The 22,016-nt window shown below is 44.4% G+C and carries 22 protein-coding genes; 15 read left to right on the forward strand and 7 right to left on the reverse strand.

From position 1 onward, the window contains the following. Positions 1 to 2: 2 nt before the first annotated feature. Positions 3 to 1,415 (forward strand): ArnT family glycosyltransferase, encoded by a 1,413-nt coding sequence (locus tag IEV61_RS01615; RefSeq protein WP_188413172.1) that lies wholly within the window; start codon positions 3 to 5, stop codon positions 1,413 to 1,415. Between the two features lie 253 nt (positions 1,416 to 1,668). On the opposite strand, the gene IEV61_RS01620 is transcribed toward IEV61_RS01615, so the two are convergent. The 3 genes from IEV61_RS01620 to lpxK all read right to left on the reverse strand — a co-directional run bounded on the left by IEV61_RS01620 (position 1,669) and on the right by lpxK (position 5,728). Beyond that, entirely contained in the window at positions 1,669 to 3,765 is a 2,097-nt protein-coding gene (locus IEV61_RS01620; RefSeq protein ID WP_188413174.1) for a putative porin, read from the reverse strand. Positions 3,766 to 3,885: 120 nt separating this feature from the next. Beyond that, positions 3,886 to 4,701 carry a purine-nucleoside phosphorylase gene (locus IEV61_RS01625; RefSeq protein WP_188413176.1) on the reverse strand — a complete coding sequence of 272 codons (816 nt, stop codon included), beginning with the start codon at positions 4,699 to 4,701 and terminating at the stop codon, positions 3,886 to 3,888. Then, positions 4,664 to 5,728, reverse strand: a complete 1,065-nt coding sequence (gene lpxK, locus IEV61_RS01630; RefSeq protein ID WP_188413178.1) for a tetraacyldisaccharide 4'-kinase — start codon at positions 5,726 to 5,728, stop codon at positions 4,664 to 4,666. The genes IEV61_RS01625 and lpxK overlap by 38 nt, the downstream gene beginning before the upstream one ends. 329 nt (positions 5,729 to 6,057) lie before the next feature. Here lpxK and IEV61_RS01635 point away from each other — a divergent pair, with 329 nt between their 5' ends. From IEV61_RS01635 to IEV61_RS01655, 5 genes are all read left to right on the forward strand, one after another. Then, positions 6,058 to 7,962, forward strand: a complete 1,905-nt coding sequence (locus IEV61_RS01635; RefSeq protein WP_229747000.1) for a rhamnogalacturonan lyase — start codon at positions 6,058 to 6,060, stop codon at positions 7,960 to 7,962. Between the two features lie 331 nt (positions 7,963 to 8,293). Further along, a complete protein-coding gene (locus tag IEV61_RS01640) occupies positions 8,294 to 8,674 on the forward strand; it encodes a nuclease A inhibitor family protein (protein ID WP_188413180.1) in 381 nt (126 codons plus the stop codon). A 20-nt stretch (positions 8,675 to 8,694) separates the two neighbouring features. Further along, positions 8,695 to 8,919 (forward strand): hypothetical protein, encoded by a 225-nt coding sequence (locus IEV61_RS01645; RefSeq protein WP_188413182.1) that lies wholly within the window; start codon positions 8,695 to 8,697, stop codon positions 8,917 to 8,919. A gap of 201 nt (positions 8,920 to 9,120) precedes the next feature. Then, positions 9,121 to 9,684, forward strand: coding sequence for a DUF4256 domain-containing protein (locus tag IEV61_RS01650; protein WP_188413183.1), 564 nt, complete (start codon positions 9,121 to 9,123; stop codon positions 9,682 to 9,684). A 169-nt stretch (positions 9,685 to 9,853) separates the two neighbouring features. Then, complete coding sequence (locus IEV61_RS01655) at positions 9,854 to 10,375, forward strand: hypothetical protein (protein ID WP_188413185.1); 522 nt, start codon at positions 9,854 to 9,856, stop codon at positions 10,373 to 10,375. Positions 10,376 to 10,568: 193 nt separating this feature from the next. Here IEV61_RS01655 and IEV61_RS01660 read toward each other — a convergent pair whose 3' ends face one another. Continuing rightward, positions 10,569 to 11,120 (reverse strand): hypothetical protein, encoded by a 552-nt coding sequence (locus IEV61_RS01660; RefSeq protein ID WP_188413187.1) that lies wholly within the window; start codon positions 11,118 to 11,120, stop codon positions 10,569 to 10,571. A 303-nt stretch (positions 11,121 to 11,423) separates the two neighbouring features. On the opposite strand from IEV61_RS01660, the gene pruA reads away from it, so the two are divergent. Continuing rightward, positions 11,424 to 13,058 carry an L-glutamate gamma-semialdehyde dehydrogenase gene (gene pruA, locus IEV61_RS01665; RefSeq protein ID WP_188413189.1) on the forward strand — a complete coding sequence of 545 codons (1,635 nt, stop codon included), beginning with the start codon at positions 11,424 to 11,426 and terminating at the stop codon, positions 13,056 to 13,058. Positions 13,059 to 13,171: 113 nt separating this feature from the next. Here pruA and IEV61_RS01670 read toward each other — a convergent pair whose 3' ends face one another. Continuing rightward, the gene (locus tag IEV61_RS01670; RefSeq protein ID WP_188413191.1) at positions 13,172 to 13,420 is read right to left on the reverse strand and encodes a hypothetical protein; all 249 of its coding nucleotides are present in this window, start codon (positions 13,418 to 13,420) and stop codon (positions 13,172 to 13,174) included. A gap of 67 nt (positions 13,421 to 13,487) precedes the next feature. Further along, complete coding sequence (locus IEV61_RS01675) at positions 13,488 to 14,789, reverse strand: MFS transporter (RefSeq protein WP_188413193.1); 1,302 nt, start codon at positions 14,787 to 14,789, stop codon at positions 13,488 to 13,490. A 126-nt stretch (positions 14,790 to 14,915) separates the two neighbouring features. On the opposite strand from IEV61_RS01675, the gene IEV61_RS01680 reads away from it, so the two are divergent. Continuing rightward, a complete protein-coding gene (locus IEV61_RS01680; protein ID WP_188413196.1) occupies positions 14,916 to 15,473 on the forward strand; it encodes a hypothetical protein in 558 nt (185 codons plus the stop codon). Between the two features lie 99 nt (positions 15,474 to 15,572). On the opposite strand, the gene IEV61_RS01685 is transcribed toward IEV61_RS01680, so the two are convergent. Beyond that, positions 15,573 to 16,268, reverse strand: coding sequence for a sulfite oxidase-like oxidoreductase (locus IEV61_RS01685; RefSeq protein ID WP_188413198.1), 696 nt, complete (start codon positions 16,266 to 16,268; stop codon positions 15,573 to 15,575). 228 nt (positions 16,269 to 16,496) lie between these two features. Here IEV61_RS01685 and IEV61_RS01690 point away from each other — a divergent pair, with 228 nt between their 5' ends. From IEV61_RS01690 to IEV61_RS01720, 7 genes are all read left to right on the forward strand, one after another. Further along, positions 16,497 to 17,057: a hypothetical protein gene (locus IEV61_RS01690; protein WP_188413200.1), complete on the forward strand. Its 561-nt coding sequence runs from the start codon at positions 16,497 to 16,499 to the stop codon at positions 17,055 to 17,057. Then, on the forward strand, positions 17,041 to 17,895 hold the full coding sequence (locus tag IEV61_RS01695) for an ABC transporter ATP-binding protein (protein ID WP_188413201.1): 855 nt from the start codon (positions 17,041 to 17,043) through the stop codon (positions 17,893 to 17,895). Before IEV61_RS01690 ends, IEV61_RS01695 begins: the two co-directional genes overlap by 17 nt. After that, positions 17,892 to 18,722 (forward strand): ABC transporter permease, encoded by an 831-nt coding sequence (locus IEV61_RS01700; protein ID WP_188413203.1) that lies wholly within the window; start codon positions 17,892 to 17,894, stop codon positions 18,720 to 18,722. The genes IEV61_RS01695 and IEV61_RS01700 overlap by 4 nt, the downstream gene beginning before the upstream one ends. Further along, entirely contained in the window at positions 18,722 to 19,375 is a 654-nt protein-coding gene (locus IEV61_RS01705) for a hypothetical protein (RefSeq protein WP_188413205.1), read from the forward strand. The genes IEV61_RS01700 and IEV61_RS01705 overlap by 1 nt, the downstream gene beginning before the upstream one ends. A 278-nt stretch (positions 19,376 to 19,653) precedes the next feature. Continuing rightward, positions 19,654 to 21,351, forward strand: coding sequence for a circadian clock protein KaiC (gene kaiC / locus IEV61_RS01710; protein WP_229747001.1), 1,698 nt, complete (start codon positions 19,654 to 19,656; stop codon positions 21,349 to 21,351). Between the two features lie 35 nt (positions 21,352 to 21,386). Then, positions 21,387 to 21,656: a circadian clock KaiB family protein gene (locus tag IEV61_RS01715; protein ID WP_188413207.1), complete on the forward strand. Its 270-nt coding sequence runs from the start codon at positions 21,387 to 21,389 to the stop codon at positions 21,654 to 21,656. A 33-nt stretch (positions 21,657 to 21,689) separates the two neighbouring features. Further along, positions 21,690 to 22,004 (forward strand): circadian clock KaiB family protein, encoded by a 315-nt coding sequence (locus IEV61_RS01720; RefSeq protein ID WP_188413209.1) that lies wholly within the window; start codon positions 21,690 to 21,692, stop codon positions 22,002 to 22,004. The last annotated feature ends 12 nt before the right edge of the window (positions 22,005 to 22,016 follow it).

Consider the following 22,016-nt stretch of genomic DNA (forward strand, 5'->3'; position numbering starts at 1 on the left):
ACATGAACGATATACCAGAAAGTAAAACCGTAAAAGCTATTGCTGCTGCTGCTGTAGCTCATTCGAGTTTATGGGCCAACACAAAGGCAAATTTACGATGGAGCACCTTTAGCAAAAGGCTGATGGATAGTCCGTACTTATTGTATTTCCCATTTCTGTTGTATAGTGCCTGGTTAATTATCCACTACAGGCTACCCGGTTTGCATGCCGATGAGATCCGTTATGTGGAACTGGCCAAAAACCTTATTCACGGTTATTATTCCCCATTTCCTGAGAACATCAATTTATGGAACGGACCCGGTTACCCCATTCTTTTAATGCCTTTTGCGGCTTTGCATGTGCCTTTGGTTTATGCGGCGTTAATAAACGCTTTGTTTCATTATCTCTCACTGGTGTTTTTGCACCAGTCGCTAAGTTTAGTGGCCAATAAAAAAACGGCATTGGTTGGTAGTCTGCTACTGGGCATTTATCCTAATGCCTTATCGGTATTACCGCTTTTGTATACCGAGGCATTCACCTCCTTTTTAATAGCTGCATTTATTTATAGCGTTACCCTTTACTACACTCAAAAGAAAAATAAATACATGCTGATAGCGGGTGGGGTGTTAGGCTACCTTACGCTCACCAAAATTATCTTAGGATATGTAATTCTTATTTGCTTATTCGTTTGCTTAGGCATGTTGCTGTTCAAAAAGAACCGGAAGTACTACATTAAATCGGCTACTGTGCTGCTTATTGCCTTGGCTGCAACAGTACCATATCTTGCATATACTTACTACATCACGGATAAGGTATTTTACTGGGGCAATTCGGGCGGTATGAGCCTCTATTGGATGAGCACACCTTTTGAACGCGAGTACGGTGATTGGAAAGTTCCCAGCCTTAAAAACACCCAATACCCGTATATTTTCAAATCGAAAGAAACAGCTATGCTGCTGAGGAAGAATCACATCAAAGAGATCAACTTTATCCTGAACAAGCATAACGCTATTGAACAAGACGCACTTTTTAAACAGATAGCATTTCAAAACATTAAAGCGCATCCGCTAAAATTTGCCACCAATTATTACTATAACGTATCGAGGATGTTATTCAACTTCCCGTATTCGTATGCTTACCAGGATTCGGCCATTATTGGGAACATCATCAGAGGGAGCTTAATGATGTGGGCAAGCTTATTGGGCATAGTACTCACTATTTATAACTGGCGCAAGGTTATTTACCCGGTTAAATTCATTCTACTGGTTACCGGCGTTTATCTGCTGCTAAGCGGTGCATTAAGCGCATACCCACGCCAACTTGATGTGGTGGTACCTGTATTACTTTTTTGGATATGTTATTTAGCAGCCAATACTAAGCTGCTTAACCTAAAATTTGTTACGAAAAGACGAATGCGGGCTGTTCCGGTTAATTAGGTAAGACCGTTTCATATCCTATTAGCGTATAACCTATCCTCGCACTAGTTCCACGCCCCCCCTCCTCGGAGGGGAATTTTAGAAAGCTAAAAATAAAAAACTCTTATTCCTTCTTGAGAGGAGTTAGGGGTGTGTTCGTAAAGCGATTGCATTCATTACGCGAATAAATATGCCGGCCTTTGCAAAAATTCCTCTTACCCTCTCCAAGAAGGGAAATTCAGAAAAACTATTACTTCCCTTAAGCGGGTTCGGATCAATTATAGAACGTCCAGCTTACGCCGAACTTCAATTGCTTTGCGGGCATTGGGTAACGGTTAACCGTGTAGTAGCCGTTGCTTTGCAAGCCTTGGTTGGCATAATCGTACATCAAAAACAGGTTGGTACGGAACAGCGTAGCTTTCACATACGGGGTTATCACCGGGTAGGTAAAGAACGAAATATCTGAGCCATTGTAGAACTGGCCTATCCCCACCGCGTAGCTGGGGTTGGTATAAGCGGTATTGTACCGCGCATTCACGCCTAAGCTTGCGTTCAGCACGTTGAAGAACAGCTTGGTGTAGTAAATATTAAAGTAGTTATAAAATTCGGGTGTACGAATGGTAGTTTGGTAATCGGACCGCTGGTATACCAGGTAGTCTTCAATGTGCCATTTGCCAAAAGCTACCTTTTTACCCACGCTAATTTTAAGCAGGTTTAAAGGTGAATTTAGCTGTGCCGGGGCAGCATCAATACCTCCGGGCGTTTGGGCGGCAAAGTACTGGTAGCCGTTTACCAGAAAGTATTCGGCCTTGAGATCAAGCTGCAATTTATCATTTATATAGTTGAACGATAAGTTGTTGATCTGCTGCTTGCCTATGCCGGTATTGGTATAAACATAATGGTTAGAGATCCAGTTTTTGTAAATGAGCGGTGGTTCGTTGTTTTGAATATAAGCGCCTAACACGATGCGGCCTGCTTTTTCGCCACCGGCTAAGTTTAGCTTAGCATCGTACAGGTAGTCGCCAAAGTTATACCCTTGCACCACCTGCTGAAAATCGCCCTCAAGTCCTACTCTGTCGCTAAAGCGATAGCTGAATTTAGCGTTCAGCTTAATGTTTTGATACGTTGAACCCTGTACTCGGCGCACCTGGTTACGCAGTCCCGAATTATTAATTACGTCTACCGAGTCGTTTACGTATTGAGTGTAATGAAAAAAGTCGTGCGTGAGGCCTACATCTAACTTTACTTCGTTCTTTACAAAACTTACCGATTTTCCCCGAAGGTAAAAGCTGTAAGAAAAATCATTTCGGACATTGACCACTGCGAGCGAATCTTGCGAGATGTTGGCATTAAAAAAGTAATCGGGGAACACCTTGTTTATATCCTGCTCATTTTGAATGAACCTGTATTTTTGAACGTTATAAAACAGCGTGTGAGAAATACGCTGTGTGGGCAATATCTTCTGAACATCTTTAGTGGCCGATAAAAGCGTATCTATACGGCCTATGTAATAGAACTGCTTTAGATAAAAGCCGTTGTTGCGATAGTTTAAGTAAGAATTATTAAGCCGTACTGCCTCTTGGGAATTATCGAACGACCCTTGCTGAAAGATATTAGTTTTAGTGATAGAGCCGTTCTCGGGTGCTTTCAGATTATTAAATAAAATGTTAGCGAGTAGGTTATAACGCTTACCTTTTGATTCGTACCAGGTGGCAATGCCCGCGTTCAAATGCCCAACGTTTTGCCGCCTGTAAAAACCACGCGAACCGGCGTTATTGAAGATGAAAGTAAAATTCCAGTTGGGCTTAATATTTTGGGTATGCAGCAGTTTAAATATCTGCTCAGAATTAGAATTACTGAATGCACCACTATAAAACGACAGATTAGTGTAAGCCACCCTGGCCCGGTAATATAAAACATCCTCGGGCCGTACCATAAACACATCAAGCGCATGCAAACCGGCATCAAACCCAATGGTTTTTGCAGGCTCAAACAACAGTGCTCGCTGGGGCAAACCTGTATTACCTAAATGGATACGCGGACTGCGCGGCTGCAATAGCGGACTATAATTTTCAAAATTCACCAAACCCGTATCCAGCGGAAAAACCTGCGTACTATCTTTCAGCAGCGCTTCGTTGGTCACTTTAATGAACTTAGAGGTATAAATAATGGAATCCTGCTTATTCTCCTGGCGTTTGCGTACGCTATCTATCGATTGCGATGCACCGCTCCTGCCGCTACGTGTAGTAGTATCGTTGGTGGTGGTGGTTCCGGGCGGCGCTACACGACGCAAAGGTACTTGGGCAAACGCAGTTTGTACCAATACGGTAAGCAGTAATGTAACCAGTATATATTTTAGCTTATCCAGCATTTAATCAGTTGGTCGGGAATTTTATTTATAATAAACTTGCCAGTGTAAACTTACCTGAGACTTGTAAAAGCGACAAATGCTTTGATATGCTCAGCACAATTGCTCATATTTTAACGATGCTTACAATCCTGCAATCAGTTCTTTCATAATATGCGTAAGATCGGGTTCGGCCGTGCGGGCTATTTCAATGATCTCTTCAATACCTACCGGTTTCAACGTATCGGGGAAACCTTCATCAGTTAAAACGGAGATAGCAAAAACCGTTAAACCCATGTGATTAGCCACAATTACCTCAGGTGCTGTACTCATACCCACCGCATCGCCGCCTATTATACGCAAATAGCGGTATTCGGCACGTGTTTCGAGGTTTGGGCCGCTAACCGCTACATAAACTCCCTTATGGCAGGTTATATTGTTAGCCGCAGCAATTTGTAATGCTTTTTCAGATAAGGTACGGTCATAAGGCTCGCTCATATCCGGAAAACGAGGACCTAGTTCGTCAATATTGCTCCCTACCAATGGGTTGGCAGGCTGCAAGTTAATATGATCATCAATCACCATGAGATCACCTTTTTTGAAGGCGGGGTTCAAAGCGCCGCTGGCGTTTGATACGAATAGCGTTTTGATGCCCAGCAATTTCATTACCCTTACCGGGAAAGTAATTTGCTGCATGCTATACCCTTCATAATAGTGCAGGCGCCCTTGCATGGCCACTACTTTTTTACCGGCCAGGGTACCAAATATCAACCTGCCCGAATGAAACTCCAGCGTTGAAATAGGAAAATCGGGGATATTGGAATATGGCAGTTGCTTTTCTATTTCTATCTCTCTAACCAGGCCGCCAAGGCCTGTGCCTAAAATAATGCCGGCTTCTGGTTCAAAGTCGCCTATGCGGTTTTTAATCCAGGCGGCTGTGCGTTGTATACTGTTTAACATATTGGTGTATTAATTCGTTAAATTGTTGCCCGTCATTATTCACAAAGCTTAAACCAATAGGTAAAACCCAAACCGGCAAAGCGTTAACATGAGGCAGCAATACAGGTGTTTTTAAGCGCTGGGCATCTTTTTCGGTAGTAATTATTACCTTTTTAGATGCCTTGCAATTGTTAAAATCCGTTGCAAGTTTAGCAATATTTTTCAAGCTAAATTGGTGATGATCGGGATAATTATGATGTATAACGTTGGAGTTATGCTGTTTAATATATTGCAGTAAAGGTTGTGCATTGGCAATACCAGTTAACACAAACACGGTAGTATCTGCACCGGGCATTGGCCCAACTAATTCGCCTGCCATATTTTGCAAAGGCAAATATTGAATTGCTGTAAAAAACACCGGCTGATAGGTTAAGGGCTTCAACTGCTCAGTGGCCCGCTGTTGCTGCTGGGCGCTTAACTCTTGAGGGCACTTTGTCACCACCAGTATATCGGCCCGGTAACGGCCGCTAAATGGCTCGCGCAGGTTACCTGCAGGCAAAAGTAAATGTGGTTCGTGCAGGCGGTTATAATCAAAGAGCAAAACACTTAAACCAGGGCTTACCGCGCGGTGCTGGTATGCATCATCTAAAATAACAACATCATGCTGCGGCAAGAGCTGTGTAATCCCGTCTACTCGTTTTTCGCAAACTGCTACCGTAGTATCCGGAAACTTTTGGTGGAATTGTGCCGGTTCATCGCCTATATGAGTGGCGGTTGTGGTGTCATCTGCCTTTAAAAAGCCTTTAGTTTTGCGGCCGTAGCCACGGCTTAAGGTAGCAAGTTTATGATCATTTTTTAACAGGCGTATGAGATACTCGGTCATGGGGCTTTTGCCGGCACCCCCCACATCAAGGTTGCCTACGGCAATAACAGGTAAATCAAATTTGCGACTGGCAAACAACCCGGCATCATAAAACCAGTTACGCATCATAACCACCAAGCCATATAGCAACGAAAACGGGAAAAGCAACCAGCGCAAATATTTCATATATCAACAGGTAAAGATACAAAAAGCTGATTATGCCGGGTTGATGCTATTAAACGGTAGATGATGTGATTTTTCGGTAAGCGGACAGAATTAAAAGCTGAGTTCGCTTCGGGCTTTTATAGCGTTGCGGCGATTTTCCATAAATTATCATACTGGTCAAAATAAAAGGTATTTCAATAGTTCTTGATACCCTAAAGTGGTTAAAAACTTTCCCATAAAATATATAACACAATTGTTATACAAAACGCAGCCAATAACCGTACAGTACATCACAGTTTAGTGCAGAGTTTTCCATTATTTTTAGCCACCAATTTTAACCTGTATTAACCATGAAAAAAAAATTCAATGTACTGATGGCAGCTTTGTTGCTGGGGTGCATCAGCACGGCGGCCAACGCTCAAAAAATGATGGAAAAGCTTGGCCGGGGTGTAGTGGCCATAAACCAGGGCGGTGGCAAAGTATATATAGGCTGGCGCCTGCTGGGCACCGATGCCGATGAACTGGCGTTTAATCTCTACCGTAAATCGGGCAGTAAAGAAGCCGTTAAGCTCAATGCAAAACCCCTTACTGCCACCACCAACTATATTGACGAAAAGGTGGATAGCACCCTTAGCCAAAGCTACTTTGTTAGAGAAGTGCTTAACGGCAAAGAAGGCGAAGCCAGCGCACCCTTTACCCTGGCTGCCAATAATACCGCTAAACCCTACCTGTCCGTTCCATTGCAAACCCCGGAGGGCTATCACCCCAATGATGGTTCTGTGGCCGATTTGGATGGCGACGGTGAATACGAAATTGTGATACACCAGGTAGGCCGCGGGCGCGATAATTCGCAGCCCGGCATCACTACCGAACCTGTACTCGAAGCTTACAAAATGAACGGCACCCTGCTATGGCGCATTAACCTGGGCCGCAACATACGCGAGGGCGCCCACTATACCCAATTTATGGTATACGATTTTGATGGCGACGGCAAGGCCGAGGTTGCCTGCAAAACCGCAGATGGCACTATAGACGGCAAAGGCAAAGTAATAGGCGACTCTACCAAAGACTGGCGCAACAGTGCCGGCCACATCCTTCACGGACCGGAGTATTTGACCGTTTTTAACGGACTAACCGGTGCCGAAATTAACACCGTAAACTACGCGCCCACCCTACACCCCGAAACCCTGGAGCCCACCACCGACCAAATTAAAGCCGTTTGGGGCGATGGTTACGGCAACCGCGGCATGCGCTTTTTAGCCGCTGTGGCTTACCTTGATGGTAAACATCCGAGCTTAATTATGTGCCGGGGCTACTATACACGCAATGTTATTGTAGCCTGGGATCTGGAGAAAGGCAAGCTGAAACAACGCTGGCTGTTTGACAGTGATGCCAGCCCCGAAAACCGCCCTTACCGCGGACAGGGCAATCACAACCTCACCATTACCGATGTAGACGGCGATGGCAAAGACGAGATCACTTACGGCGCCATGGCGCTTGACGATAACGGCAAGGGTTTATACACCACCGGTATTGGCCACGCCGATGCCCTGCATGTATCGGACCTTGACCCAGACCGACCGGGTCTGGAGGTTTTCGATATACAGGAACGCTTTGGCGATGCGGGTGCCAACTTTCGTGATGCACGCACGGGCGAAGTGATCTGGAAAAAAGCATCCGTTAAGGCGGGCGACGATGGCGAAGGACCAGGCCGTGGCTTATCATTAGACGTTGACCCGCGCTATCGGGGGTTTGAATCGTGGGTGGCCGGAGCTGGTATTACGGGCATGTTCGATGTAAAGGGTAACAAGATCTCGGAGCGCAGCCCATCAGTTAACTTCGGTATTTTTTGGGACGATGATATGCTGAGCGAACTGCTGGACGGCACCCGCATTACCAAGTGGGATTACCAAAATAGCAAGGCCGATATGCTGCTGAATGCCGCCCAGTACGATTGCGTAAGCAACAACGGCACCAAGCAAAACCCGGTTTTAAGCGGCGATATACTGGGTGATTGGCGCGAAGAAGCCATTTACGCCACCCGCGACGGAAAGGAACTCCGCATCTTCACCACCACCATACCGGCCAAAAACCGCCTGTACACGTTCATGCACGACCCGCAATACCGCGTAAGCATTGCCTGGCAAAACGTTGCTTACAACCAGCCGCCGCATACCAGTTTTTACATAGGTCAGGATATGAAAACACCACCCAAACCTAACATTGTAATTGTTGGCGAGAAGGCTAAGAAGTAGCATAGTTACACGCTACCCTAATGCTTGATGAATTTGTCAGTCTGAACTTGTCGAAGACCTGTACGCGTTGCTAGGTCTTAGACAAGCTCAGACTGACACTTGGATTAATAGCAACTTAACGGTTGCTTACTCCCGTCATGCCGAACCTATTTCGGCACCCCACTTGCCAGGTAATGAACGTTGCGCGCAAATCTGTACACACCTGCATAATGGGATGCCGAAACAAGTTCGGCATGATGGTTTATTATTACACTATCTGCTACTTTCTCAAACAAATCTTCTATGCGGCACTTGTATAAGCATAAATTAGCTTAACAGCTAACCCCTATATATGACCATACAAAACAAGTTAGAAAGCGCCGCCAGCGGTTTAATGATGATGAGCGAATCGGACTATCCCTTCGAGTACGTTAACACTAACGAGCGCCAGTTAACCACCGCACTGGCACTTAAACTCGCGCAAAAGCCGGAGGGCACAACCGTTGAGCAAACCACTATTGAACACCTGCTGCGGAACCTGATAGACCCCACCTCAGGCTCCGTCAACATAGCCACCGCACAACGCTTTCAACAGTTAATGGCTGCCTTGAAACAGGAACTCACCAACCTCACCGTTTACCGTGTGGGCGATGTGCAGGTACAAGTGTTTATTTTAGGCCTTACGGCCGATGGCACCGTGGGCGGTATGCGCACCATGCTTATTGAAACCTAAACCGCTGCACTTTTTGGTTCATGACGCCGTATAAAAATCTCAGTACTGATTCGGGAGTTACGGCCTACGAAATTAAGGTCGATAGCATTGTTGTGGAATTTAAAAGTGGCGATAAATACTTGTACAGTTATGATACACCTGGCAAGGACGCTGTAGAGGCCATAAAAATTTTGGCTACTAAAGGCGTTGGACTAAGCACCTATATTAGTAAAGATATTAAGGGAAGGTATGCGGCCAAGTTGTAAGCTGTGTTGTGGAGTGCTGTTTTTAGTATGGCACATTAATCTACTTGTCAGTCTGAGCTTGTCGAAGACTTGTACGCTTTACTATGTCTTCGACAAGCTCAGACTGACGCCTTTACCCTTAGCAGATTTTAAACTTGAAATGACACCAAAGTTTTATACTTTAGGCTTGTTTAAAACCTTCATAACCGTAGCCTCTACAACATGACTAACCAACCTAAAAACCTATCACCCGAGCAGCGCGAAGAACTGCTTACCACCCTGCAAACCCGTTTTCAAAAACACATGAACCGCCACGAGGGTGTGGATTGGGCTAAACTTAAAGCTAAACTGGAAACCAGCACGGATAAACTGTGGTCGCTCTATGAAATGGAACGCACCGGCGGCGAGCCGGATGTGATAGCTTACGATGCTACTAATGAATACCTGTTTTACGACTGCGTAGCCGAAAGCCCTAAAGGCCGCCGCAGCGTATGCTACGACCGCAAAGCCTGGGAAAGCCGCAAAGAATTTAAGCCCGAGAATACCGCCATGGATATGGCCACCGACATCGGCATCGAACTTTTAACCGAAGAACAATACCGCCACCTGCAAACGCTCGGCAGCTTTGACCTCAAAACCTCCAGTTGGATACAAACCCCCGAAGCTATCCGTAAACTGGGCGGCGCAGTGTTTTGTGACAGGCGGTATAATACAGTTTTCTTGTATCATAACGGTGCAGAATCTTATTATGCGGCGAGGGGGTTTAGGGGGGTGTTAAGGGTGTGATTTAGTACGCTTTGTGCTGCCGCGGGTTTAGCGCAGCGAAACCCGTGGTTGATGATGGCTGAAGATTATAATCTTTAGCATGGTTACCACAAGTCATGAACTTGTGGTAGCGCGGGTAACATCAGCCTTGACAATTTGTATTGTAAAATTAAATATATAAACCAAATTTATGGAAATAGAAATCGTTAAGTATCTTGGTAAAGACCAACCTGAAGATCGTAAGTTATATGAAATTTTAACTTATAAGCCAATAGCTCACCCAAATAGCCTTTTATTAGTTGGCGACGATAAAATGCACAATGAAGATGCAAGCACAAATGAATACCATGAGATTTTCAAAGTGCAGTTTATTGCTTCTTGCAAAACTACTTTCAATGAAAAAAAGAACTTATTATTTGCTTTTTATGTCGGCGAGTTTGGCGAACTCATTCCGCACTTATTAAGTTCTCTGACTGGTAGCTATTATTTGGGCGGAAAGTCATTCACCTTAATAGATTATAAATCTTACGCCTCTATATGTGAATTGACGGGGGAAGACAAACTTTCATTCTCTGAATACTTTAAAGAAATAAAGTCTGGTTCGTTAGGTACAAATACTTTATTAAATATTGATGATACACTACTTAATAAAGATCAACAAAATGAATTTTATGCGTCACAAGAGCATATTTCATCAAAGGCTACTACTTAGCCATAGCAAGTTAGAGAATGTCCGCAGTTGGTAAACTTTTGTCTACCAACTGTATATTGTAGTCTTAGACTACAGTATACAAAACTATATACCCGTGCGCTGTTCGTAGACTTCCGTCTATGAACCACTATGCCTGTAGTCTCCGACTACAGTTTTTAAAAAGCCTGCTTTACCGCTGCATAATTAACACAGTTTACAAACCCAACCTTACCGGCGTTGCCCTGTTCATTTTCAAAGAAAAGTAAATTACAGAACAAAAGAGAATTTGCCAAATGGGTATAATAATTAAAACCGCCAGTATCTCCATGTACTTCACATGATAGGTGAATATTAAGTCGGGATTCAACAACTGAAGCAGGGTTGCTATTATACCTGCAATGAAAGCACAGATCAAGGTTGGCAGGTTTAAAACCTGTTTATTGACCAAAGCACCGTACAAAAGCATTAAGCCAACCGAACCAATAACACTCGCTATGGGAAATTTCAAATCTTTAACCGATTGTAATTCGGGGCCCGTAGCTATCCATGCAACCAGGATGTATAAAAAGCCCGAAAGTGTAATAAAGGCTAATGATTTCCTGCCGAAATCCCGCTTAGAATCAGCCTCCAATAGCCCCCCGAATACAAATCCCGGCAGCAAGTTGGAAAAAATCAAGAGCAGGCTCAAACTTTCTGCTGCCGCAAAAAGCCAGTTGACTAAGAAAAGCATTAATCCGCATAAAGCACCTTTAACAATCAGTGGCATATCAATTTTCGTTCTTGTGGAAGCAGAGATGTTATGAATTTGAATGATCTGCTATTAAACCACGTGCTAATTTAACTATTTAAAAATACACTACCGCAGCCGTTTATCCTGCTGCCGCTCTCCATCCTCCTGTACGTAGAACCTTCAGCCTTTGGTCGGTGTTATCACCGCACCACTAAAGCGCTCATAAGCTTGGCTGATTGGATTCCCTATTAATCCCAACGTCACAATTCCATAGCCATCCGTGCCTGCATTCGCACATCTCCCCTACAATCCTTATCTTTGCGGCATAAAATATACCCTATGTTAAAAGGATTTTTTAATGTGCCGGATCCTGTAAACGAGCCGGTTTTAAACTACGGTCCGCGCAGTGTGGAACGTGCCGCTTTGAAAGCCGCTTTAGATGAAGCCCGCGCACAGCAAATAGATATACCCATGTACATTGGCGGACAAGAAGTTCGCACCGGCAAAACGCTGGAAGTACGCCCGCCACACGATCATAAACACGTTTTAGGCACCTACCACGAAGGGGATGCCAGCCACGTACATGCCTCCATTGAAGCCGCCCTGGGTGCCAAAGAGCAATGGGAAAACATGCCCTGGGAGCAACGCGCTGCCATTTTCTTAAAAGCTGCCGATCTGTTGGCCGGTCCTTACCGCGCCAAAATCAACGCGGCTACCATGCTGGGCCAAAGCAAGAACGCTTACCAGGCCGAAATTGATGCCGCCTGTGAGTTTATTGACTTTTTGCGCTTCAATGTGCATTTCATGACGCAGATCTACGCCGAGCAACCCGTATCGGGCAAAGGCATTTGGAACCGTTTGGAGCAGCGCCCGTTAGAAGGCTTTGTGTTTGCCATTACCCCTTTCAACTTTACTGCTATTGCGGGTAACCTGTGCGCTGCGCCTGCCTTAATGGGTAACGTAGTGGTTTGGAAACCAGCACCTACACAGATATATGCGGCCAATGTGATCATGGAAGTATTCATTGAGGCAGGTTTACCGGCCGGTGTTATTAACATGATCAGCGTGGATGGTCCGGTAGCGGGTGATATTATTTTTAGTCACCCCGATTTTGCCGGTTTGCACTTTACCGGTTCAACCCACGTGTTCCAAAACTTGTGGAAGACCATCGGTAACAACATTCATTTATACAGAACCTACCCACGCATTGTGGGCGAAACCGGTGGTAAAGACTTTGTGCTGGCCCACCCCAGCGCCGATGCCGATGTGGTGAACGTAGCCTTAATACGCGGCGCGTTTGAATACCAGGGACAAAAATGTTCGGCGGCTTCGCGTGCTTACATCCCGCAATCATTATGGCCTGCGGTGAAAGAAAAGCTGCAGCGCGATATTGCCGGCATTAAAGTTGGCCCGGTAGAAGATTTTGAAAACTTTGTGAACGCCGTCATCACCGAAGCGTCTTTTGATAGACTGGCCAAATACATTGACGAAGCCAAGGCTAACCCCGAGGTAGAAATTATTACGGGTGGTAGCTACGATAAATCGGTAGGTTACTTTGTAGAGCCTACCATTATCCAGGTGCAAGACCCTTACTATGTAACCATGTGCGAGGAGTTGTTTGGCCCTGTATTAACCGTTTATGTATACGAGGATAGCCAGTTTGAAGAGGTGATGAACATTATCGATAAAACTTCGCCGTATGCCTTAACAGGTTCTATCCTGTCGCAAGACCGATATGCCATTACCCAGGCCACACAACGCCTGCGCAATGCAGCCGGTAACTTCTACGTGAATGATAAGCCCACCGGCGCCGTGGTTGGTCAGCAACCTTTTGGCGGAGCACGCGGTTCGGGTACTAATGACAAAGCAGGCTCTATGTTAAACCTGCTTCGCTGGACATCGCCACGTACCATCAAAGAAACCTTCGATCCACCTAAGGATTATACTTACCCTTTCTTGAATAAAGAATTGTAAAGGAGAGATTACAGAATATAGAGTCAAGAATCCAGACTTAAGAAAATAAAAAGCCCCCATGCTTGTTACCAAGTTTAGGGGCTTTCTGGACTCTTGACTCTGTACTCTCGAATCTATTTCTTAATGTTCGATCCTTCATCCTCTTCGCCTTCTTCGTTCTGTTTTTCAGATTCGATGCCGGCATCAAGGTTCAGTTCGTAAGAAGGTGTAGAAGCATCGTAAGCATGTTGTACGGCTTCAAATTCGCCTTCTTCTTTGTTTTCAATATCGTGGGCGTTACCTAAATCGGTATTATTTTCGTCGCGCACTGCGTCTTTTTCGTTTTCTTCCTCGTTCACGGGAACTGTATTTTCTGAAGCCATGTTTATATAAATTAATGTAATCTATAAAGCAAAAACACGGCGCTTTGTTTGCAAGACGCTACCTGGTTTACGCATCCATATGATCGGCCGTTTTACGGCGATACATGCGTATGCTGGTTACGAGCGAAACGCCGATACAAAAGGTAAGGTACCAAAAAAACAAACCCGCATGCCCTGCATTTTTAAACAGCAATGCTACATATTCGGCCGTACCGCCAAATAGTGCCACTGCAAAAGCGTAAGGAAAGCTCACGCCAAGCGAACGGATCTTAACCGGGAATAGTTCGGCTTTAATAATGGCCGATATAGCCGTATTAAAACTTAAAATACACAGTGCCAGGGAAACCAGCAGCACGGCCAGCCACAACTGCCGGGTATGGCCAAGCAGCGTTAAAATAGGCAGCGTGGTAACCAGGGCTACCACACCCTGTATAACCATGAGGCGCTTACGGCCAATACTATCGGCCAGTAAACCGGCAAGGGGTTGCGCCACCATAAAAATGAGCAGGGCAATGGTCATAATCAAAGTTGAATCCTGCTTGCTGAAACCTGCGGTATTAACTAAAAACTTTTGCGTGTAAGCCGTTAGGGTGTAAAACGATACAGTTAAACCTATGGTAAAACCTACAATGGTAAAAGTTTCGCGCTTGTACTTTTTAAGTTCGGCAAAAGTACCGCGTTGTTCATCATCGGTGGTTTCTTTACTGAAAGATTCTGTTTCGGGCAAACTGCGGCGCAGGTAAAGCGCCGATACGGCCAGCACGGCACCCAAAGCAAACGGTATGCGCCAGCCCCATGCAGTTAGTTGTGCAGGGGTAAGTAGCCATCGTTCCAAAAGCATTAAAATACCAAGCGCTACCAATTGCCCCATAATGCTGGTTACATACTGAAAGCTGGAATAAAACCCGCGACGGTTTGGCGGGGCAACCTCGCTTAAGTAAGTGGCTGCAGTTCCATATTCACCGCCAATGCTTAACCCTTGCAGCATACGCGCCAGCACCAAAACAATAGGCGCAGCAATGCCAATATGCTTATAATCGGGCACTATGGTGATCAGTAATGAGCCACCGCTCATCATAAGTACCGATAGCGTTAACGCCGACTTACGGCCTTTGCGGTCGGCATAGGCACCCATGAGCCAGCCGCCAATAGGCCGCATTAAAAAGCCAATGGCAAAAATACCCGCAGTGTTAAGCAGTTGTGCAGTTTCATTTTGCTTAGGAAAAAACGAACCGGCAAAATACAACGCAAAAACTGAGTAAATATACCAGTCGTACCATTCTACCAAATTGCCTGCCGAGCCGCCTAAAATTGCTTTAAAGTGGTTCAACCTTTTTGTTGCATGCGCCGATTCAATACCTTGCATCATATACCGCTCTAATTTAAGCTTTAGGTTTACTTAGGCAAGCATAACTGTAATTATGTTACACAAGCTGTAATGCCTTAAACATTATAGCGCGGCAGGTGTTGTTTCCAAAAATTGAACCCTCACGTTATGGAAGATCAAAAAATAATATCAGGTGCTACCGAACAGGAAATTTGGGATACCATTGCGGCAGATCTTGCTGCCGAAGGCGAATTGCTTGATTATAACGTGATCATAGATCAGGATGGCAGGCAAACCGAATTGTATATTGATATCGATTTAGGCGGCGGTTTTGAGAGCGGGTCGGAACTTACCCAGCTTTCTGCTCCCCTATCGGTTAACCGCGATTTTAAATTTGCCATACACGACGAAGACTTTTTAGATACCATAGGCAAGTTTTTTGGCCTGGAAGATATGAAAATGGGTTACCCCGAGCTGGATGACCATGTGGTGATCAAAACCAATGCACCCGAAAAGGTGCGCGAACTTTTTGCCGATGCAGAGATCAGAACTCTTTTTACCGGGCTCGAAGATTTTGATTTCGGCATCCACACCCATCACCTTGAAGACAGCGATGGCGATCAAACTTTCCTGGAATTTAACCTGAACCGCGGCATTACCGATGCCACCGAACTGCGCAAACTCTACCACGCATTTTATACCGTGTTAGTGGGGCTGGAGAAGTAAACTTTGGACTTAGGGAAGAAAGATCTGAGGAGGAAGGATTTATCGAACACCTTAACTTTTCTGAAAGTCCTTCTTCCCTAAGTCTTTTCTCCAAAGATCTTAATCACTATACCTATCGTTCCTCCACGGATAGGCCGTATTTGAATACCCGCGATCTTCCCAAAAGCCGGGTTTATCTTCGGTTAAAAACTCAATGCGTTTAATCCATTTGGAGCCTTTCCAGGCATAAAGCTGTGGGGTGATCATGCGTGCAGGTCCGCCGTGTTCATGAGGCAACGGCTGCCCGTCGAACATATGCACCAGCAACACATCAGGCTTCAGCGCTTCTTCGAGCGATATATTGGTGCTGTAAGTATCGTAACCATAGCACATGATATGAGTAGCCGTTTCCTTAGGATGCACCAGCGCCGCCAGGTCAAGCATACTTACCCCCTTCCAGTGCATGTTAAGTTTTGACCAGGTGGTTACACAATGAAAGTCAGAGGTGTCCTTGGTTTGCGGCAGGGCCATAAACTCTTTCCAGGTTAAGCGCACGGGGTTCTCTACGGCGCCATCAATGGTCAGTCGCCAGCGGTCGAGCGGAATATTAGGTTGATAGCCGAGATCGAGAACAGGCCATTTTACAGTAGCCGTTTGGCCTATAGGGATACTGGGCATACCATGCCGGTTGGGCTTACCTGAGCCTTTGGGTGCATCATCGGCAACAGATGGCGTCTGTTGCATTTTTTCTTCAAAGCGGGCTTTGAGTTTCATGCGGGCCTCAATAATCCGGTTCAATTTATCCGATTCTTCCATGGCAATTTGTGTAAAATATAAATTTACGCATTTAATTAAAAATACAGGCGTTTACCTATTGCCTAACTACGACTATGCGGCGTAGCCTACACTTTTACAGTTAATTTTTACTAAATTCAGTTTTTATCTATTGAAATAACCCGGTGCAAGTACTAATTTGCTTTCCGCTTAGTTAATATTAAGTTAAACCTGTAAAGTGCTTACTTAAGCCCGAAAGATAATCACGCTATGTTAAACCCAAATCTTTTACCCAGGCAACCCAGCGTAGCCGTTTCGTTTTGGAACGTGGGCAGCTTGCTATATGGCTCGGTATTGCTTTTTATTTTAGAATCGGCCTTTTACTGGTCAAAGTTTCAGGATGCTTATGCAAACGATGGTTTAATATTTATCCTGTTCTGGTTTTCGTGCGTGCTTTTCGCATTTAGCCACATCTTCTTGGTAATTATGGATGGATGGTCGCGTTTTCAAACTTATAAAAAGGTTAAAGATGCCTTGTACATGAATGGCTTTACCCCTAAAATAGCAGGGCTGTACCAAGGCTCGCGCTGCCAGCGTAACGCCGTTTTAGTGGCTGCGAAAGAATTGGGTTTGCACGATGAAGTGACAAAGTATTACCGCAGGCTGGGTATTAAGTGGTACCACTTCGTGCCCGATTTTATGGTGACCGACCCATTATTCATCTTCAAAAGATATTTTTGGTCGCGCACGTTCTTGGAAAAGTATTACGAGCCTAAATTCAATTTCAGGGAGATGAGCAACAATCTACTATACGATGCTTACCGGAAGTAACCTGAGCAAAACCTACCCTTCCGGTAAAGCATTAGATAATGTGACTATCCACATAGCACCCGGTCAAATTTGCGGATTGCTGGGCCGCAATGGTGCCGGTAAAAGCACGTTGTTCAAAATATTATGCGGGTTGGTAAAGCCCGATACGGGAGAGGTTATCATTAATTCGCAAAGGCCCAAACCCATTGGCGGTATTATTGAAAGGCCGGGCTTGTACAATTACCTTAATGCTTTTGATAATTTAAAGATATTTGCCGGTATACAAGGTGCCCCCGCCGATGCGGCGTCTATCAACCAGGTGCTTGTGAAAGTCGGCCTGCCACTCACCCGTAAAGACCCCGTTCGTAACTTCTCGTTAGGGATGAAACAACGCCTTGGCATTGCTATAGCGCTGTTAAATAACCCCGAATGTTTAGTGTTAGACGAACCTTTTTCGGGACTCGACCCTATAGGGGTAACATCGCTGGTACAGCTGATTGTTAACCTTGCCGCTAAGGAGAACATTGCCATCCTGCTCTCCTCACACTTAATGTCGGAGATAAGCAAGTGCTGCCACTTTTTGTATGTGATAGATCAGGGGCGTATCGTAAATTCGGGCATTACAAATCAGCTCATTAGCCGGCACATCCGTACGTTTAGTATTACGGCCAACCAATTGGCTACAGCTAAAACCCTGCAAAACTACGAGGTAAAGTACGGCATTAACGATGCTAAGGTAACTTGCGATGCTAAAGATATTCCGGCATTACTGCAAAACTTGTTAAACGAGGGCATTAAAGTAACCGCCTGCACTCCTGAGTTAACCCTCGAAGAACTCATCAAAACACCGGCAGTATGAGATCGCTACTTTATGCCGAAATGCTCAAATTGGTTAAGCAAAGTAAAACCTACTATGCTTTAATGGCCATACTGGTCATAGAACTGCTAATTTTCATCACGGCTTACTACCAGGGCAGTACTATTTTAGATCTGTTGTTAGATAACCTCAAGCAGTCTTTCTACTTCGAAGGTACACTGCTCAACGGCAACCTTATCATGTACATTGTTCTTAACTCCTTATGGTTTAATGTGCCGCTTATCCTCATGATCGTAACATCGGGCTTGGTAACGGATGAGTATAAGGATGGCACGCTGCAAACTGTAATGCTTCAGGCCGTAAAAAAATGGAAATTTATCCTGTCCAAGTATATTATGGCAGTTCTGTTCACCGTTACCATTATCGCTTTAATGATGTTGAGCACATTTGTGATGGCTTATTCTATTTTTGGGAAGGGCGACCTGGTAGTCTACATCAACACCTTAAATTTCTTCAAATCGACAGATGCATTTCATCGCATATGCTGGGCTTTTGCTTCAGGAACAGTAGCTATGGTTTTTTATAGTGTAGTAAGCGTAACGCTGGCTATTTTTGTTAAAGATTCGGCTAAAACTTGGATAGCTGCGGCATTGTTCCTTATCATCACCAACCTGCTTTTAAAAGTAGATTTAGGCGTACCTGCGCTCAACAACTACTTTTTCCCAAAATTAATTGATACCTGGCAACAGTTGTTCTATTTTGAAACCAACTGGCTCGCCATTGGCATAAACAACGCTATACTAATTATTTACTGCCTTATTTTTTCAACTACGGGCACTTACTTCTTCAACAAAAAAGATATCGGATAATGAGGTATGCTTTCATCCTACTTTTCATCTTTACCGGCACCCTTGCCAACGCCCAAAAAATTGATGCCGACCTGCTGCGCATCAAGCAGCGCATGGATTCGGTACAGCAATTTACGGCCAACGTGATCTTAGATCTTGATGTCCCTTTCATTAAAATGCCCACCAAAACCGCTAAGATCAAATACGCCAAAGGAAAAAAAATGGAGTTTTCATCCAGCGATTTTGTGATGCTGCCCAGGCGCGGGCTCGATTTTTCATTGAACGAAATTTTCAAATATCCCTTTATCACCGTAGACCGCGGCACCGAAACTCGGCACGGAAAGGTGCTCAAAGTGATCAACGTTATACCTACCGATAACCGGTCGGACCTGGCCCTGGCCACCCTCTACATGGATACGCGTGCAGGCCGTATAGCAGAATCTGAAGTTAACACCCGCAAAAACGGAACCTATAACCTTTTAATGCAGTATGCGCCGGGCAATAGCGTATTACCTACCTATGTAGAAGCCACATTTGCTATAGAGCGACTTAAAATTCCGCTCAACTTTATGGGTAAAGACACCAAAATAGACCGCAAAAAAATGCGTGGTATGGAAACCAAAACCGGCAAAATAAAAATGCGCTTCGAAAACTATACTATCAAAATAGGATAACTGAAATTATTCAATTTAAATAACAGAGATGCGATGCTCTGCCGTCAATAAAATTATAATTAAATTTGCCATACTATTACAATTCAAAATATTGTTTAGGTTAATTATTTTTACCTTAATTACTCCTATTTAACAAATTGTTTAATTAATGCAACGTTTACTCTATATTTGTTTACACAGCAGTATCTAAGGAAAAAATAGTGTAGGTTTATAAAGTTCTATGCTTTTAGAACGCAAAAGTCAGCTTCCTAATTTCGCATTTAAACTCTTATACCCGCTTGAACACATTACAAAAAACCCCCACCGGTATAAACGGCCTCGATCAAATAACTTTGGGAGGTTTGCCCACCGGCAGGCCAACCTTAATTTGCGGCAGTGCCGGCTGTGGCAAAACTCTTTTTTCGTTAGAATTTATTATACGTGGCGCACAGGAATATAATGAGCCCGGCGTATTTATAGCTTTCGAAGAAAAAGCTGAAGAACTGGCTGTTAATGTAGCTTCTTTAGGCTTTGATATTAACACTTTACAGGCAGAAAAAAAGATCAGGATAGATTACATTCATATTGACCGGAGCGAAATTGAGGAAACCGGCGAATACGATCTTGAGGGGCTTTTTATACGTTTGAACTATGCTATAGATAGTATTGGTGCCAAACGTGTGGTGTTAGATACTATTGAAAATCTATTTTCGGGATTAAATAATCAAACCATTTTACGTGCCGAATTGCGCCGCTTGTTCCAATGGTTGAAAGATAAAGGCGTTACCGCTATTATAACCGGCGAACGAGGCGAAAGCTCGCTTACACGCCAAGGGTTGGAAGAATATGTATCTGACTGCGTTATCTTGTTAGACCATCGCATTATCAACCAAATATCTACCCGCAGGCTACGTGTTGTAAAATACCGGGGCTCGGTACATGGCACCAATGAATACCCTTTCTTAATTGACGAAGAAGGCATTTCAGTTTTGCCCGTTACCTCGTTGAAACTTAACAAACCAGTTTCCTCGGAGAGTACCTCTTCGGGCATTGAAGCGTTAGATGACATGCTGAGCAAAAAGGGTTTTTTTCGTGGCAGCAGCATTTTGGTATCGGGTACGGCAGGTACAGGTAAAACCAGTATTGCAGCCAGCTTTGCCTACGAAACATGTAACCGTGGTGAGAAGTGCCTTTTCTTTGCTTTTGAAGAATCTCCTCAGCAAATCATCCGTAATATGCACTCTATAGGCATGGATCTAAAAACGCACATGGATAATGGCCTGCTGCAATTCTATTCATCCCGCCCTACCTTATACGGCTTAGAAATGCACCTGGTAGCCATACATAAAGCTATCCGTAAGTTTAAGCCATCATCAATCGTACTCGACCCTATCACCAATTTGATCACCGTAGGTACCGTTAGCGAAGTAAAAGCTATGCTGGTACGTTTAATAGACTTTTTGCAGGAAGAGCAAATAACTGTTATGTTTACTGCTTTAACTTTAAATACGGTAGTTAACGAGCAAACCGACGAAGGCGTATCATCATTGGTTGACGCCTGGTTGTTGATTAAAGATATTGAATTGAACGGCGAGCGCAACCGGGGTTTATACATCATGAAATCGCGCGGTATGCATCACTCTAACCAGGTTCGCGAATTTATTATCACCGATAAAGGGCTTGACCTTGTAGACGTATATCTGGGTCCCGATGGCGTACTGATAGGTTCGGCACGCGAGGCGCACATACTGCTCGAAGAAACCGGGCAGGTATTACATACGCACGCCATTGGCCGTAAAGACCGCGAACTGCTGCGCAAGCGCAAGGTGCTGGAGTCAAAAATTGAAAGTCTTAAAACGGAGTTCGAATCAACGGAAGAAGAATTGAACAAAATGTATATAGAAGAAGACTTGAAAAAGGAAATTATGGAGCAAACCCGTCAAAGAACAACGGATATGCGCCGGGGTAACAATAGTAATTTGAGCCCCGAAATATAATTAACTCTTCTGTAATTAATATTAAACTGGAACAAATGTACGAATTGAGGCTTTATGTAGCAGGTAAGACCACCAAATCGGTTACAGCACTTAGCAATTTGAAAAAATATTGTGAAGAGCACATGAAGGGTGAGTACACTATTGAGGTGATTGATTTGCTTATGTACCCTCAATTAGCCGAAGGCGATCAGATACTGGCCATACCAACTTTGGTGAAGAAAGTACCTGAGCCTGTACGTAAAATAATAGGCGACCTTTCAAATGAAGAAAAGGTTTTAGTGGGATTAGATATACGTCCGAAATAAATTTTAGACAGAAGCAATTTTATATGCAGTATAATGATTAAGGACGGAGACCTGCCCGTGGATTGGGGCAAGGATGATGATTCGGTTTACCAGCTCAGATTATTTGTAACCGGCACATCTCCTGTATCTGTACGCGCCATTAATAACCTGCAGATTATATTAGATACCCACTTGAAAAACAGGTTTGAACTCGAAATTATTGACGTGCACCAGCAGCCTATGCTGGTACAAAGCGATAACGTAACGGCGGTGCCTATGCTCATTAAAAAGTATCCGGCGCCGGTGAGGCGCATGGTTGGCGACATGTCAGACACGGCAAAGGTTTTACGCGGACTTGGTTTATCGTAATTAATTGTTCAG

Source organism: Mucilaginibacter galii, assembly GCF_014635825.1.
Classification (GTDB): Bacteria; Bacteroidota; Bacteroidia; order Sphingobacteriales; family Sphingobacteriaceae; genus Mucilaginibacter; species Mucilaginibacter galii.

Excerpts from the sequence above, each read along its gene's own strand:
- IEV61_RS01695 (WP_188413201.1), top strand. The coding sequence starts at position 17,041 with ATGCTTACCGGAAGTAACCTGAGCAAAACCTACCCTTCCGGTAAAGCA.
- IEV61_RS01615 (WP_188413172.1), top strand. The coding sequence starts at position 3 with ATGAACGATATACCAGAAAGTAAAACCGTAAAAGCTATTGCTGCTGCT.
- IEV61_RS01680 (WP_188413196.1), top strand. The coding sequence starts at position 14,916 with ATGGAAGATCAAAAAATAATATCAGGTGCTACCGAACAGGAAATTTGG.
- IEV61_RS01715 (WP_188413207.1), top strand. The coding sequence starts at position 21,387 with ATGTACGAATTGAGGCTTTATGTAGCAGGTAAGACCACCAAATCGGTT.
- IEV61_RS01675 (WP_188413193.1), bottom strand. The coding sequence starts at position 14,789 with ATGATGCAAGGTATTGAATCGGCGCATGCAACAAAAAGGTTGAACCAC.
- lpxK (WP_188413178.1), bottom strand. The coding sequence starts at position 5,728 with ATGAAATATTTGCGCTGGTTGCTTTTCCCGTTTTCGTTGCTATATGGC.
- IEV61_RS01685 (WP_188413198.1), bottom strand. The coding sequence starts at position 16,268 with ATGGAAGAATCGGATAAATTGAACCGGATTATTGAGGCCCGCATGAAA.
- IEV61_RS01655 (WP_188413185.1), top strand. The coding sequence starts at position 9,854 with ATGGAAATAGAAATCGTTAAGTATCTTGGTAAAGACCAACCTGAAGAT.
- IEV61_RS01635 (WP_229747000.1), top strand. The coding sequence starts at position 6,058 with ATGAAAAAAAAATTCAATGTACTGATGGCAGCTTTGTTGCTGGGGTGC.
- IEV61_RS01720 (WP_188413209.1), top strand. The coding sequence starts at position 21,690 with ATGATTAAGGACGGAGACCTGCCCGTGGATTGGGGCAAGGATGATGAT.
- IEV61_RS01660 (WP_188413187.1), bottom strand. The coding sequence starts at position 11,120 with ATGCCACTGATTGTTAAAGGTGCTTTATGCGGATTAATGCTTTTCTTA.
- IEV61_RS01650 (WP_188413183.1), top strand. The coding sequence starts at position 9,121 with ATGACTAACCAACCTAAAAACCTATCACCCGAGCAGCGCGAAGAACTG.
- IEV61_RS01625 (WP_188413176.1), bottom strand. The coding sequence starts at position 4,701 with ATGTTAAACAGTATACAACGCACAGCCGCCTGGATTAAAAACCGCATA.
- pruA (WP_188413189.1), top strand. The coding sequence starts at position 11,424 with ATGTTAAAAGGATTTTTTAATGTGCCGGATCCTGTAAACGAGCCGGTT.
- IEV61_RS01620 (WP_188413174.1), bottom strand. The coding sequence starts at position 3,765 with ATGCTGGATAAGCTAAAATATATACTGGTTACATTACTGCTTACCGTA.
- IEV61_RS01705 (WP_188413205.1), top strand. The coding sequence starts at position 18,722 with ATGAGGTATGCTTTCATCCTACTTTTCATCTTTACCGGCACCCTTGCC.
- IEV61_RS01640 (WP_188413180.1), top strand. The coding sequence starts at position 8,294 with ATGACCATACAAAACAAGTTAGAAAGCGCCGCCAGCGGTTTAATGATG.
- IEV61_RS01690 (WP_188413200.1), top strand. The coding sequence starts at position 16,497 with ATGTTAAACCCAAATCTTTTACCCAGGCAACCCAGCGTAGCCGTTTCG.
- IEV61_RS01645 (WP_188413182.1), top strand. The coding sequence starts at position 8,695 with ATGACGCCGTATAAAAATCTCAGTACTGATTCGGGAGTTACGGCCTAC.
- IEV61_RS01700 (WP_188413203.1), top strand. The coding sequence starts at position 17,892 with ATGAGATCGCTACTTTATGCCGAAATGCTCAAATTGGTTAAGCAAAGT.
- IEV61_RS01670 (WP_188413191.1), bottom strand. The coding sequence starts at position 13,420 with ATGGCTTCAGAAAATACAGTTCCCGTGAACGAGGAAGAAAACGAAAAA.